The sequence below is a fragment of the Fulvivirga sp. AWR4_260 genome (assembly GCF_056158185.1).
In genome coordinates, this window is sequence record NZ_JBSWSU010000015.1 from 266,577 (window position 1) to 279,484 (window position 12,908).

Below are 12,908 nucleotides of genomic sequence, written 5' to 3' on the forward strand. Positions count from 1 at the left end.
ATATAGGCTTAGTTTTGTATTTCAAATGTGAAAGGTTGAAAATAAGAGTAATAATTCCTGCTTATAATGAGGAAGAGGCAATAGGTAAAGTAATATCAGAAATTCCCGCGGAACTTGTGGCAGAGGTAATAGTGATTGACAATAATAGTACCGATGGTACGGCTGAAACAGCCAGATTGTCAGGAGCTACGGTTTTGTCCGAAAATAGGCAAGGTTATGGAAGTGCCTGTTTGAAGGGGATTGAATACCTTAAAAATCAGCGTCATGAGAATACAGATATTGTAGTATTTATAGATGCAGATTACTCTGATTATCCTCAGCAAATGTTTGAGGTTGTAGAGCCCATTATAAAAAACGATATGGATTTGGTAATAGGGTCAAGGTATTTGGGTAATAAAGAGAAAGGATCGATGACTCCTCAGCAAATTTTTGGTAATTGGTTAGCAACGCGTTTACTACGCTTGTTATATAAAGTGAAATTTACTGACCTAGGGCCTTTTAGGAGTATTAAATACAGTCAATTACTAGCGCTAGAAATGCAAGACACCACCTATGGTTGGACTGTAGAAATGCAGCTGAAGGCAGCAAAGCAAAAATTGAAAACGGTGGAAGTACCTGTTGATTATAAAAATAGGATAGGGGTTTCTAAAATTTCGGGTACGGTAAAGGGGACAATAATGGCTGGTTATAAAATAATATGGACTATTATCAAGTATTTATAAATATACTGGCGGTGGTTTGTGTGGTGCTATACCTGTTGCCCATGTTGTTTATATTTATATTCAGTTTAGGGCAGCTTAGTTTAACTTTTGCTTATCTCAAATCTCATAAGAAACAAAAAGATAAAGGCTTTCATGAGCCTGTAGAAGAATGGCCTTTCGTGACCGTGCAGTTGCCTGTTTATAATGAAAAGTATGTGGTGAAGAGGTTGTTGGAGAAAATTAGCTTGTTAGATTACCCCATGCATAGGTGGCAGATACAAGTATTAGATGACTCTACAGATGAAACTTCTGAAATTATCAAAACGGTGATTGATGAACTGCCTAAGGGAGTTAGTATCGAGCATATAAGGCGGCCTGAAAGAACCGGTTTTAAAGCCGGTGCGTTGACTTATGGTTTAGAAAGGGCCATGGGGGAGTTTATCGCTATTTTCGATGCTGATTTTTTACCAGAATCCGACTTTCTTAAAAAGACCATTCCTTTGTTTGAACCTGAGGTGGGTGTAGTGCAAACACACTGGGGGCATTTAAATGATGATTATTCATTGCTTACCCGGTTGCAGGCTTTTGGCTTAAATGCTCATTTCACTATTGAGCAAGTAGGGAGAAGCTATACAGGTAGTTTTATAAATTTTAATGGAACCGCTGGCGTATGGCGAAAAGCATGCATTATGGATGCCGGAGGTTGGTCCGCAGATACTTTAACTGAAGATCTGGATCTGAGTTATCGTGCTCAGCAAAGAGGTTGGAAATTTAAATACATGGAAGAGTATAAGTCTCCTGCCGAGCTGCCCGTAATCATGTCAGCTATTAAAGGTCAACAATACAGGTGGAATAAAGGAGCTGCAGAAACAGCTAAAAAACATCTTGCAGGTATATTTTCTTCAAGTTTACCTTTCAAAAATAAACTTTTCGGTGCTCTACATTTATTAAACAGCTCAGTTTTTATTTGTGTATTAATGGCTGCAATAATGAGTGTACCTTCGTTGTTACTCATAAATCAATTATTATGGATAGGTAGCGTAATGCTTATAGGTAAAGTGTTTTTTGTTGGCTTTCTATCTGTTTTTTTCTTTTACTTGGTTAGTTATTGGAAATCCAGTGGTTCACCATCAATAGTGTCATTTTTAGCATTATTTTATACCTTTCTCACCGTGTCCATGGGGTTGTCTTTTCATAACTCAGTTGCGGTATTAGAAGGTTGGAGAGGTGTTAAAACTCCGTTTTTAAGAACCCCTAAATTTAATGTGGTAAAAAGGAGTGATGACTGGGGCTCTAATAGTTATATAAAGTTCAAGTTGACGCCTTCAATATTGGTGGAGTTTATATTAGGACTTTATTTTTTAATGGCATTGTTGTTCTGTGTTTTCACTCATAACTACAGTATGTCAATGTTTTATTTAATGTTGACTACAGGTTTCTTTGCGGTCTTTTATTGGTCCATAAAGCCTGTTTATGAACACTAAACGAAATAGCTCAGGACTGGAATATATCTTAATACTGTTGCTGAGTGCTGCGGGGTATTACCTGCTTGGTATATTTGTGCCTAGGTATGATACACAGTATTTATTTGCAGGTTTTACAGTATTGTTTTGTTTATATATCGTACTGATCAGGCTAAGTGCCAGTTTAAATGCCTGGTATATAATTGGTGGAGGAGTGCTGTTAAGGTTAGTCTTAATTGGAGTAGTTCCTAATCTGTCCGATGATGTATACAGGTTTATTTGGGATGGTAAATTAATGATACAAGGGATTGATCCATTTGCTCATATTCCATCATTTTATGTAGGTAGTATGCCTCAAGGCCTTACATTAAGCCTTTTTAATAAGCTTAATTCCCCAGAGTATTTTACTGTTTATCCACCCTTTTCTCAACTTATATTTTGGCTGTCAGTTTATTTAGGAGGTGCAGATGACCTCATTATCATCTTGTGGATGCGCGTATTTATTATTCTAGCGGAACTTGGGTCGTTAATGATAATGCTTAAGTTACTCCGTTTTTACAAGATTAATACCAGCAACATAGCTTTATACGCTTTCAATCCGTTAGTGATTTTGGAGCTGACAGGAAACCTGCATTATGAAGCATTTACTATATGCTTTCTGTTGTTGGCAGTGTGGTTTTTTGTTAACCATAAGTTAGTGGAGTCTGCGCTGTTTTTAGCCTTAGCTGTTTCTGTAAAGCTATTGCCATTATTGTTTTTCCCATTGTTTTACAAGCATCTACCCTTAAAGAAAGTCATTCATTATTACGGGTGGACTATTCTGTTTTTACTTATTTGCTTTTTGCCTTTGTTTAATACTGCGCTCTTCTCAGGTATTGGAACCAGTGTAGCTTTATATTTTCAAAAATTTGAATTTAATGCCAGTGTTTACTATCTGTTGCGTCAGCTAGGTTATTGGTTAGTGGGGTATAATACTATCGGGGTTTTAGGCAGTGCATTAGCCGTAATAGTTTTAGTTGCGGTATTGCTTTATGTAGTTAAAAGTAGTATTAAGATTGGGTTGATACATGAAATGTTATTTCTATTAACTTTTTATTTGTTAATGGCTACTACTGTTCATCCTTGGTACATAACTTCTCTGGTCGCGTTTTCGGTGTTTAGTAAGCACAAGTATGCTTTAGTTTGGTCAGGGTGTGTATTCTTAAGCTATGCGGGGTATGGAGCTGATGGCTTTGAAGAAAATTTTTGGTTAACAACTATTGAATATGCCATATTATTGGGGGCAATGTTTTTAGATTTAAGAAAAAGATCGGAATTAAGTGCAGAGGTTTAAGGCTTTGCTATATTTATGGTGATGAAGAAATTACTAATCATTTTTGCTAAAAACCCTAAGCTGGGAGCTGTTAAAACTCGTTTAGCCAAATCTATAGGCAAAGAAAATGCACTATCTGTATATGTAAAGTTAATAGCACATACGCAACGAGTGACCGAAGCATTGCAAACTGATAAAGCAGTGTATTATTCTCAATTTATAGACGAAAATGATGATTGGGATGCAGATGTTTATAATAAAGAGGTGCAAAAAGGAGGAGACTTGGGCGAGCGGATGAATAACGCCATTACCCAAGAGCTTAATAAAGGTTACGATGCTGTCTGTCTCATTGGTACGGACTGTTATGAGATAAACACAGATATAATAAATGCTGCCTTCAAAAAATTGGAATCTAATGATGTAGTTGTTGGGCCTGCAAAGGATGGAGGTTATTACCTCATTGGTATGAAAAATAGCCATCCCTCTGTGTTTGATATTGAACAGTGGAGTACGCATAAGGTGTTTAGCGAAACCATAAATAAAATAGAAAAAGCTGGGCTTACTTATAGTCAAACACGCATGCTGAATGATATAGATGAAGAAGCAGATCTTAAAGGTACAGACCTGCTGAATGATGATTAAGCCAGCTGTTCAATGTCCCTGATGAGAATTTTTCTTCGGTCAAAGTTGATCATATTGCTTTCTTTCAATTCATTTAAAATGGTGGTTACAGTCTGGCGCGAAGTGCCCGTTAGTGTAGCTATATCTTTATGGGTAAGCTTAGTGGGGATCATTATTTCAAAGCCTACTTTTCTTCCTTTTTCTTCAGCTGCATCTTTAAGGAATTCAATTATTCTTGTGCGTGCATCTTTAAAAACCAGTGAGGCTACTTTTCTTTCTAGCTTTCGTAGTCTCAGGCCTATTATCTTATAGACTTTAAAGTTAAGCTCTCTGTTTTTATACATCAGGTTTTGCATTTCATGTATGCTCATGTTGCAAATAGTAGTATCATTATCCATCGCCAAGGCAAAATCCTGACGTTTTTCTTCTCCAGTGATGGCCAATTCACCAAATAATTCACCTTTGGAAAGTATAGATGTAGTTACCTCTTGTCCATCATCAGTGTAATGCCCAATCTTAACCCGTCCCTCTGCTACCATATGTATGCTTTGGGCCGTGTCGCCTAAAAAGTAAATAAATTCATTTTTACTAAAATGCTTAAACACGTGATTGTTAGAAAAGGACTTTACTTTGTGAGGACACAGTATATCATAAAGGTCAACTTCTTCTAGGCTCCATATTGGCGCAGTATTTTTCATTTGGGTTTTAATTGTCTTTTAATATAATGTTACGATCTTCACTAATATTATAACCCCATAATCATACCTATATGTTTCTGAGTGAAATAATTATTTATCCGATAAAATCTTTAGCAGGTATACGCTTAAATGAATCTAAAGTTGAGTCACGCGGACTGCAGTATGACAGGCGATGGATGTTGGTGGACGAAAATAATCACTTTATTACCGCTAGGAAATATTACAAACTATTGCTTTTTGATATAAAATTGATGGACGATGGCTTTGAAATTAAACATAGGGAGTCAGGAGATACGCTAGAAATACCTTTTGGAGTCAATGAGGGAGAAAGGGTGACCGTAAAAGTGTGGAAAGATGAAGTTGAAGCTATTACAGGCCATGAAAGTTGGGGTGAGTGGTTTAGTGATAAGCTTGAAATATCATGTAAGTTAGTGTATATGCCTAATGATGCTAATAGGCTTATTGGTGAAACATGGCGCTTAAATGATGAGGTGGTCAGTTTTGCCGATGGGTATCCTTTATTGGTAGCGGGTTCAGCATCTTTAGCCGACATAAATAATAAGTTAAACGAGCATATTACCATTGATCGTTTTAGGCCTAATATTATTTTTAGTGGAGGACGTGCTTACGAAGAATTTCTGTGGAAAGACTTTGAAATAGGGACGGTAAAATTTAGAGGGTTAAAGCCATGTGCCCGGTGTGTTTTGACAACAATAAACCCCATAACAGGAGAGAAGGGTAAAGAGCCGTTGATGACATTGGCAAAGCAAAAGGTTGATGGTAAGGTGGTGTTTGGGCAGCACGCCCTAGCTGTGGAAAATGGAGTGATAAGGGTGGAAGATAGTATTAATGTCATTACCAAAAAAGATTCCCCTTATCAGGCGCTTTAAAATAGTCTTTGATGGTTAACTTTGGCGCAAAACACAGCCAATGTTATATACCAAAGCTCTTCATATAATATTTATTGTAACTTGGTTTGCAGGTCTTTTTTATGTTGTTAGGCTTTTTATTTATCAGATAGAAGCTAATGAAAGACCCGAGCCCGAGCGATCAATACTCATTAAAGAATACCAAAGAAATACAAAGCGTTTATGGATGGGAATTACCTGGCCATCAGCAATACTTACTTTGATTTTTGGTGGGCTCATGCTTTCTTATTTTCCTTCTTACCTAAAAGCAGGGTTTATGCATATAAAACTCACTTTGGTGTTTTTGTTATATGTGTATCATTTAATATGCCATAGCATTTACAAGCAGTTGCAGCATAATACGTATAAGTATACCTCTCAGCAGCTTCGATTTTGGAATGAGGTGGCCACCATACTGCTGGTGGGGATAGTATTTATTATAGTGCTAAAAAGTGCTATGAGTATGGTATGGGGGCTCATTGGTTTAATTGGCTTTAGTGTTCTGCTAGTGTTAGCGATTAAAATTTATAAGAATATAAGAGAATCTAAACATGAAAGTGAAAATTAGTTATGTAATAGGTATGCTTGCTGTAGTAATAGCTGCGGCTTGTTCTTCAGGTGAAAAAAAGGAAGAGAAGAAACTGCCTTATTTGGGGCGCCATGAGTATAATGAGAATGATACTGTGTATCATACCATCGCTGATTTTAAATTCGTAGATCAGGATAGTAACTGGGTCACTAATGATACTTTTAAAGATAAAATCTATGTGGCAGATTTTTTCTTTACCACATGCCCAACTATTTGCCCTATTATGAAAACTCAAATGTTGAGGGTTTATGATACCATTCAAAATGAAAGTGATGTAATGTTGCTGTCGCACTCCATTGATCCTGAACACGACAGTGTAGCAGTATTAAAAGCATTTGCTGATAGGCTGGGGGTAAAATCTGATAAGTGGCATTTCATAACAGGAAACAAAGAGGATATTTTTAAAATAGGGCAAGCAAGTTATATGGTGAGTGCTACCGAAGATGGAAATGAGCCAGGAGGATATATTCATAGCGGTGCATTCATTTTAGTGGATAAAGACAGGCACATCAGAGGTGTTTATGATGGCACTAAAGAAGACCAGGTAAACGAATTAATGAAGGATATTGAAATACTTAGAGCAGAAAAGTAAGATGAAGCAACTTTTAATACTTCTCTCTCTGATGTCAATAATGTCGTGTTCTGGTGGAGGAGGCAAAGGCAGCGCGAATAATCAGGGTGGAGTTAAGCTTGATCAATATGTAATTGAAGGGCAGAAGTTATATACACAGCGGTGTAGTAACTGCCATCAGCCAGATGGGAAGGGGCTAGCTTCATTGTACCCACCTCTAAATCAGTCTGACTTTATAAAAAATAATAAAGATCAGGTGATATGCATTATTAAAAATGGCATCTCAGGAGAGATAGAAGTAAACGGGAAAAAGTATAATCAAATGATGCCTCCTAATGCTGACTTAACTGACTTAGAAATAGCCGAAATAGTCTCTTACCTCTACAATACGTGGGGTCTTAATGAAGGCATTGTAAACGTGAAAGAAGTAAATAAGAAAATTCAAAAATGCACCTCCAATTGAGGTGTATTTTTCTTATATGTATTTTGAGTTGAGGCTATGTTGTTGAATATCGCTAGTCAATTTTAAATTCCGACACCTCCAAATTGACTTTTTAATATTTTTCCAAATACTTTTCTGGTGGGCTGATATTCTATATTCTGTTGTTGGGTTAAATTTTTAAGGATACTCTTTACCTTAAAAACCTTCGTTAATGATCTAATTCCAAAATATATAGCAAGAATTAATATTGATGTCAAAACAGCACCTAAGGAGTATTTGATGGTATTTGCAGTAGAGATACTGTAAGACTTACCTGCAAAAAAGAAATTATAAGAATAGGTTACTATAGCAGTTGTAATTAAGCTTATCCGTAATTTATTGAGCATTTTCACAGCCCCTGAGTAAGTGTCAAAAATCTCTGATAAAGTTGATTCTGGTATGTTAAGCTGCGAAATATGATCCGTTTCTTCTTGACTAAGATCTATAATTTCCTTCATGTGATTTTTCTTGAATAATGTTGAGCGTAAAAATATTTTAATTTTTACGATTTTTAATTGCCTCTAAGTAATTAATATTTATTTAATTTTTGTTTTGCTGTACTACGGTAATGCTTATTTAATAATTAAATTAATGGTTTATACTAGTAGTGTGCTGAGATAATTTCATTAGGTAGTTAATTAACAGGAGACACAGGTTGGTCAATTATGGCTACTAATATTATACTGTATTGTTTTATGTTTGGCGGCTGTGTTGGTACTCAGGAAATTGAGAGTTGCAAACCGGTTATTACCTATTATTCCAGTTTTGATTCTAATTCTTTAATTTTTCTATAGGCAATATTTAGCCGTGTGTCCTCAAAATCTGAGGTGAGAACTAAACTGTCGGCAAGCTCATTCATTTGGTTATAAGAATATTTTTTCACCTCTAACCCATTTTGAAATTGGTGAATTACTTTAATGGGAAGGTGATTTTGGTCGTATTCATACTTGCTTAAAAGAGCAGGGAAGTCGTATTCAAATTTCACATATCTTGCAGTGTCTCCCCAAGAGGTGAATTCCAGTGAATCATAGTCATCTCCCGAATAGTTAGAAACAGTGGTGTAAACTGATTTTTTAAATCCATTAGGATAATATGAAATATTCGTATCATCGGCTAAACCATCGTTAAAACTGTATTCCATAGCCAATCTGCCTTTTTCATCAAGAGCCTCCAGTCGACTGCCGTCTTTGGAAAAATATCCTCCTCTAAATAATTTAGATTTTACTCCTTCTTGGCTGAAAGTTGGTTTTTTGTTAGCATGGTTTGTGATTAAGTCTGTATCAGTGAATTCTTCAATCGGCAAAAGTTGATTAGAAGATATTGACCTCCAGTTATCATAAGAGGATTGTAACCTGACTGCAATTAATTGCTCATTGTTGTCATAATAGAAAACCTGCTTTTTATAAGTGTTCTCCATAATTCCTTGCATTTCTGTAGTTTCAGCCAATAAGTTGCCACTGTAGAGGTATTTGCGTTCCAAATTTTGAGATAAGTGAATCGTATGGATGTTTATTACTTGGTTTTTCGAGTTGTACTTGTAAGTGATATATTCTACACGGGCATAGCTATCCAGTATTAATTTGCGTTCTAAGTATCCGTTTTTATTGTAAAAAAACCATATTTCATGAGCAGGGTTGATGTCTTTTTTACTGACTAGTTGATAGATAATAGAGTCTTTGTTATTGTAACTTTTTGTTTCTTCTAGTTTAGGTGTCTGGTATTCAGTGTTTTCTATTTTCAGCCGTAAGGTGTCTATCGCTTTTACAGGTTCATTTTGCTCGTTATTTTCTTTGGTTGACGTTACAGGCTCTTCTTTCATGATGCTAGAGTCAATGGCTACCTTCTCTTTAGTATTATTAGGTTGCGAGCATGAAATCAATAATATATTGACTAAAAGGATATTGAGAATTACTCTTAATGCTGACATTTTTAGAAGTGTTATTTGAAATGTAAATTAAACAATATTTTATTTAAAATTAATTTTAATTATATCAAATGTAAGTCAACTTGCTTGTTGTTACATTGCATGTGTGTACTCTAAAAGAGATAATTTGAACCCGAATTATAGTTGTAGTCTATTTTAAAATACAGCCTAAAAATGGTAATTCCGACCAGCTACAGGTAGAAGACTTTGTGGCACCGGGTAAAGGTTATGTAATGGTGTACTTAAGTAATGAAAGTACTACCCTTACAGAAGTTTACTTTGATGATATAGATATAGCCATCAACGAAAGCCCAATCATCCAAACAGATGATTACTATCCTTTTGGTTTGACGTTTAATTCTTATCAGAGGGTGACGGCTAAGGAGAATAATTTTAAGTATAATGGTAAGGAGTTGATTAATGATCTTGATATTGGGTGGTATGCGTACGGTGCACGAAATTATGATGCGAGTATTGGCAGGTTTTTTAATCAGGATAGGTTTTCTGAAAACTATTTAAACTCCGTTCCCGCCATGCTCAGCATGGTGGTTAAGTACTGTAAGCATCTCGCTGGTGTCCACGAAAGAATTTTAAGCCCTGCATTAACACAGGGCTTTTTTTATACTCACTTCAGTAGTTTAGAATTTGTATAAATCAAGAGTTGATTGTTGCAATTCACTGTTTTTTAGGTAGTTGACTTGCTTTGGATAAGGTTGTTGGATTGGTCTAATAAAGTCACTTATTTAAAGCCCGGCAGATTGATATTTTTTTAGAAGAGTGGCGCATATATTTGCCTAAAACGATTTAACAAATAAACTCTTGTAAAATGAAATTTTCAAAGTTACACCCCCTCTTACTTGCGCTAATGATAGCGTGCGTGCAATTCTCTTGTGATGGAGATGATGATGCTGTAGATGATAACACTGTTTGTAATGAATGGAATTACAAAGGTGAAGAAGCTTTTTCTAAATGGGAGAGCTGCTATGCTGATTGTGCTGGTACTGATCAGTCGCCAATTGATATTACAGGTGCAGTGGAGTCTGATGATTTACTTAACCTAAACTATGATTATAAGTCTGTACCTGTGGATGTTATTAATAATGGCCATAACGAGGAGTTCGAATATGAGCCAGGCAGCAGCATTACCATGGATGGTAAAACTTATAATTTGGTGCAATTCCATTTTCATACGGCTTCTGAGCATACCTTTAATGGTGTGCGATATCCTATGGAAGCTCATTTAGTACATAAAAATGATGATGGGAAAATATTGGTATTGGCCGTAGTGTTTACAGAAGGTGCAGATAATGCTTTCTTAACTCATTTTGTTAATAATTTGCCTGCTGAATCTGGAGGTGAATTTGAGTCTGAAGACATGGTGAATGTAAAAGACTTATTGCCAACATCTCATGCGTATTATACTTATCAAGGTTCTCTTACTACACCTCCTTGTTCTGAAATTGCTACTTGGGTATTGTTAGAGTCTCCTGTTACCGCTTCAGTATCACAGATAGATGCTGTACATGCCAGAGTTGGAGATAACTACAGGCCTATTCATCCATTGAATGGACGTGTAATTAAAGAGCATAGTTAAATTAGCTCTAAACCATAAAAAAAGCAGAGGCCCAACCCTCTGCTTTTTTTATGGTCACAGTTTTTTGAGAATGTTGATGAGTTGATTGGGTCTTGATATAAATGGTGAATGATCTGCGTTTTGGATGGTGTACAAATCAACATTACTGAATCTGCTGTACATGCTTTGTTGTGCTGAAGGGGTAATGGCCCTGTCATCTGTACATGAGATGTAAACCTTCTCCAGATTATAATAAGCTGATGAAAGCGATACCGGAGTAGTGAAGGTAACAAATGGATGAGGCACTAATAATGACTTCATAAAATAGATATCTTCATCAATATTTGGGTTGTTAGAGTTTTGACCATAATTGTAAAACGCATCTTCATAGGCTTCTTCAGGTATAAATACGCTGTCGCCTGATATTACAATATTTTGGGTTACTACCGAGTTTGCATCGGCAAGGGCAAAATCCACCAAGGCTTCGCCATCCATTAGCATAAAGGCGGAGACATAAACTACTCTGTCTACATAAGAAGATAAGTTTTCTGCCGCCTGCGAGGCCACTACTCCACCATACGAGTGAGCCACCAACGTAATGCCTGGGCCTATACTTTGCATTTTTGCTGTTACTGCATTTACATGAGAGGCTAAGGTTATTTGACCTATGGGCGTGCGGTCAGTGCCTAGACCAGGTAGCTGAATGGTGTATGCAGAGTGGCCGAATTTCTCTAGTCCTTTAATCATTTTAGTCCAAGATCCTTCGGGATGCCAAGCGCCATGAACAAATAAGAATTTTTTTTGATCAGAAGGCTTCTGAGTGGTCGGGTCAGATGACTTTGCACTATTCATTACTGAAGGTGATACGGATGGAGCAATGTTTTCAGTGCTATGATCATCACATGATATGATTAGTAATGATAAGATGAAAAAGAAGGAAAGTGTATGTAGCTTTTTCATGGTACGGGGTTTTAATAAATACTTGAAGTGATTAGTGCAAAATTACGGATAGGAGTGGGTAGCGAACCGATGAAAAGGTGCTAATACCTTACTCAGAGAATGGAAATGGAATAGTTATACTGGCCAAAGATATGTTTTATAGAATATGAGCTATATGGGTATAGTGCCAGTTTGGACAGCGCTGTAGTGTGTTACTGCAAATATTGAGAAAATAATTAAAATGCTGATAAGTTCTTGTTAAAGGCATTTTAAGAGATTCTCTTACAGTGCTTTAGGGGTTTTTGTTTAGTGAAGGCTGTTTTTCTTATGATGTCTACTTTTAATGTGATTGATTATTGGTTTCGTAATAAAAATTATAAATAAATTTAATTATATTAAGGACTTATTTCAAATTACATTAACAATTAAATCCAACCTATGAAGAAACTAATATTAAGTGTATCGATCGTAAGTATGTTATTTGCTTGTGGTGGTGGAGACTCACAAGAAGAGTCTGATGAAAATATGGAAAGCGAAGAAGTAGGCTTTTTTGAGGCTGCATCTTCGTTAAAAAAGCTTGCTGATGAAGCTGAGGAAATGGAGGAAGATGAAGATATTCTAAAATCAATAACTCCATTAAGCAATGATGAACTAAAGGCTTTACTTCCAGAGACTTTAAATGATTTGCCAAGAACATCTTATTCCGTAGGGATGCAAGGTTTTGAGGGGTTGCATGTGGTAGAAGCTGGCTTTAAAAATGAAGATGAATCCAAAAAAATCAAATTTTCAGTAATTGATGGAGCAGGAGAGGTTGGCTTTTCTTTTATTGCGCTAACAAGGATGGCCTTGAGTCAGGATTTTGAAAGAAGTGAGGATGGAGGCTATGAAAAAACGGATAACTTGGGAGATTATAAGGTGATAAAGTCATTTACCCCTAATGACTATGCCGATGAATCTAAGATAACATTAATTGTAGCTAAACGTTTTCTGGTGACTTTAGAAGGAGAAGGGGTAAGTATGGATGATTTGGAGTCTTCCTTTGAAAGTTTGGATTTGGATCATTTACAAGAACTTGCTTCGAAATAAAAGCCTGTAAAATAATAGTATAATAAAAAAGGGCATCAACTG

General features: G+C 36.1%; 15 protein-coding genes. 11 read left to right on the plus strand and 4 right to left on the minus strand.

Features of this window, described 5'->3' with window-relative positions; genetic code table 11:
• The first annotated feature begins 35 nt into the window (after positions 1–35).
• Genes ACXACQ_RS07610 through ACXACQ_RS07625 form a run of 4 tightly spaced genes read left to right on the plus strand, consistent with a single transcriptional unit; the run spans position 36 to position 4,118 of the window.
• Positions 36–722, plus strand: coding sequence for a glycosyltransferase family 2 protein (locus ACXACQ_RS07610; protein ID WP_474975334.1), 687 nt, complete (start codon positions 36–38; stop codon positions 720–722).
• Positions 698–2,185 (plus strand): cellulose synthase family protein, encoded by a 1,488-nt coding sequence (locus tag ACXACQ_RS07615; RefSeq protein ID WP_474975335.1) that lies wholly within the window; start codon positions 698–700, stop codon positions 2,183–2,185. The genes ACXACQ_RS07610 and ACXACQ_RS07615 overlap by 25 nt, the downstream gene beginning before the upstream one ends.
• Entirely contained in the window at positions 2,175–3,497 is a 1,323-nt protein-coding gene (locus ACXACQ_RS07620) for an MptA/MptB family glycosyltransferase (protein ID WP_474975336.1), read from the plus strand. Before ACXACQ_RS07615 ends, ACXACQ_RS07620 begins: the two co-directional genes overlap by 11 nt.
• A gap of 21 nt (positions 3,498–3,518) precedes the next feature.
• Entirely contained in the window at positions 3,519–4,118 is a 600-nt protein-coding gene (locus ACXACQ_RS07625) for a TIGR04282 family arsenosugar biosynthesis glycosyltransferase (RefSeq protein ID WP_474975337.1), read from the plus strand.
• On the opposite strand, the gene ACXACQ_RS07630 is transcribed toward ACXACQ_RS07625, so the two are convergent.
• Entirely contained in the window at positions 4,115–4,795 is a 681-nt protein-coding gene (locus ACXACQ_RS07630) for a Crp/Fnr family transcriptional regulator (protein ID WP_474975338.1), read from the minus strand. The genes ACXACQ_RS07625 and ACXACQ_RS07630 overlap by 4 nt on opposite strands.
• Positions 4,796–4,866: 71 nt before the next feature.
• On the opposite strand from ACXACQ_RS07630, the gene ACXACQ_RS07635 reads away from it, so the two are divergent.
• From ACXACQ_RS07635 to ACXACQ_RS07650, 4 genes are read left to right on the plus strand one after another with little or no spacing between them, the layout of a single operon-like run.
• Complete coding sequence (locus tag ACXACQ_RS07635) at positions 4,867–5,685, plus strand: MOSC domain-containing protein (protein ID WP_474975339.1); 819 nt, start codon at positions 4,867–4,869, stop codon at positions 5,683–5,685.
• 40 nt (positions 5,686–5,725) lie between these two features.
• Positions 5,726–6,271, plus strand: coding sequence for a CopD family protein (locus ACXACQ_RS07640; RefSeq protein WP_474975340.1), 546 nt, complete (start codon positions 5,726–5,728; stop codon positions 6,269–6,271).
• Positions 6,255–6,884 carry an SCO family protein gene (locus tag ACXACQ_RS07645; protein ID WP_474975341.1) on the plus strand — a complete coding sequence of 210 codons (630 nt, stop codon included), beginning with the start codon at positions 6,255–6,257 and terminating at the stop codon, positions 6,882–6,884. The genes ACXACQ_RS07640 and ACXACQ_RS07645 overlap by 17 nt, the downstream gene beginning before the upstream one ends.
• 1 nt (position 6,885) lies before the next feature.
• Positions 6,886–7,326 (plus strand): c-type cytochrome, encoded by a 441-nt coding sequence (locus tag ACXACQ_RS07650; RefSeq protein ID WP_474975342.1) that lies wholly within the window; start codon positions 6,886–6,888, stop codon positions 7,324–7,326.
• A 62-nt stretch (positions 7,327–7,388) separates the two neighbouring features.
• Here the strand turns inward: ACXACQ_RS07650 and ACXACQ_RS07655 are convergent, their stop codons facing one another.
• Both ACXACQ_RS07655 and ACXACQ_RS07660 read right to left on the minus strand, forming a co-directional pair.
• Positions 7,389–7,802: a hypothetical protein gene (locus ACXACQ_RS07655; RefSeq protein ID WP_474975343.1), complete on the minus strand. Its 414-nt coding sequence runs from the start codon at positions 7,800–7,802 to the stop codon at positions 7,389–7,391.
• Positions 7,803–8,098: 296 nt separating this feature from the next.
• Complete coding sequence (locus ACXACQ_RS07660; protein WP_474975344.1) at positions 8,099–9,271, minus strand: hypothetical protein; 1,173 nt, start codon at positions 9,269–9,271, stop codon at positions 8,099–8,101.
• Positions 9,272–9,501: 230 nt separating this feature from the next.
• Here ACXACQ_RS07660 and ACXACQ_RS07665 point away from each other — a divergent pair, with 230 nt between their 5' ends.
• Together ACXACQ_RS07665 and ACXACQ_RS07670 are read left to right on the plus strand one after the other, a co-directional pair.
• Positions 9,502–9,921 carry an RHS repeat-associated core domain-containing protein gene (locus tag ACXACQ_RS07665; RefSeq protein WP_474975345.1) on the plus strand — a complete coding sequence of 140 codons (420 nt, stop codon included), beginning with the start codon at positions 9,502–9,504 and terminating at the stop codon, positions 9,919–9,921.
• Positions 9,922–10,094: 173 nt separating this feature from the next.
• Positions 10,095–10,862, plus strand: coding sequence for a carbonic anhydrase (locus tag ACXACQ_RS07670; protein ID WP_474975346.1), 768 nt, complete (start codon positions 10,095–10,097; stop codon positions 10,860–10,862).
• Positions 10,863–10,916: 54 nt separating this feature from the next.
• Here ACXACQ_RS07670 and ACXACQ_RS07675 read toward each other — a convergent pair whose 3' ends face one another.
• The gene (locus tag ACXACQ_RS07675) at positions 10,917–11,801 is read right to left on the minus strand and encodes an alpha/beta hydrolase (RefSeq protein WP_474975347.1); all 885 of its coding nucleotides are present in this window, start codon (positions 11,799–11,801) and stop codon (positions 10,917–10,919) included.
• 417 nt (positions 11,802–12,218) lie between these two features.
• On the opposite strand from ACXACQ_RS07675, the gene ACXACQ_RS07680 reads away from it, so the two are divergent.
• Positions 12,219–12,866: a hypothetical protein gene (locus tag ACXACQ_RS07680; RefSeq protein WP_474975348.1), complete on the plus strand. Its 648-nt coding sequence runs from the start codon at positions 12,219–12,221 to the stop codon at positions 12,864–12,866.
• Positions 12,867–12,908: the final 42 nt, after the last annotated feature.

Excerpts from the sequence above, each read along its gene's own strand:
- ACXACQ_RS07615 (WP_474975335.1), top strand. The coding sequence starts at position 698 with ATGGACTATTATCAAGTATTTATAAATATACTGGCGGTGGTTTGTGTG.
- ACXACQ_RS07620 (WP_474975336.1), top strand. The coding sequence starts at position 2,175 with ATGAACACTAAACGAAATAGCTCAGGACTGGAATATATCTTAATACTG.
- ACXACQ_RS07625 (WP_474975337.1), top strand. The coding sequence starts at position 3,519 with ATGAAGAAATTACTAATCATTTTTGCTAAAAACCCTAAGCTGGGAGCT.
- ACXACQ_RS07630 (WP_474975338.1), bottom strand. The coding sequence starts at position 4,795 with ATGAAAAATACTGCGCCAATATGGAGCCTAGAAGAAGTTGACCTTTAT.
- ACXACQ_RS07635 (WP_474975339.1), top strand. The coding sequence starts at position 4,867 with ATGTTTCTGAGTGAAATAATTATTTATCCGATAAAATCTTTAGCAGGT.
- ACXACQ_RS07640 (WP_474975340.1), top strand. The coding sequence starts at position 5,726 with ATGTTATATACCAAAGCTCTTCATATAATATTTATTGTAACTTGGTTT.
- ACXACQ_RS07645 (WP_474975341.1), top strand. The coding sequence starts at position 6,255 with ATGAAAGTGAAAATTAGTTATGTAATAGGTATGCTTGCTGTAGTAATA.
- ACXACQ_RS07650 (WP_474975342.1), top strand. The coding sequence starts at position 6,886 with ATGAAGCAACTTTTAATACTTCTCTCTCTGATGTCAATAATGTCGTGT.
- ACXACQ_RS07655 (WP_474975343.1), bottom strand. The coding sequence starts at position 7,802 with ATGAAGGAAATTATAGATCTTAGTCAAGAAGAAACGGATCATATTTCG.
- ACXACQ_RS07660 (WP_474975344.1), bottom strand. The coding sequence starts at position 9,271 with ATGTCAGCATTAAGAGTAATTCTCAATATCCTTTTAGTCAATATATTA.
- ACXACQ_RS07665 (WP_474975345.1), top strand. The coding sequence starts at position 9,502 with ATGGTGTACTTAAGTAATGAAAGTACTACCCTTACAGAAGTTTACTTT.
- ACXACQ_RS07670 (WP_474975346.1), top strand. The coding sequence starts at position 10,095 with ATGAAATTTTCAAAGTTACACCCCCTCTTACTTGCGCTAATGATAGCG.
- ACXACQ_RS07675 (WP_474975347.1), bottom strand. The coding sequence starts at position 11,801 with ATGAAAAAGCTACATACACTTTCCTTCTTTTTCATCTTATCATTACTA.
- ACXACQ_RS07680 (WP_474975348.1), top strand. The coding sequence starts at position 12,219 with ATGAAGAAACTAATATTAAGTGTATCGATCGTAAGTATGTTATTTGCT.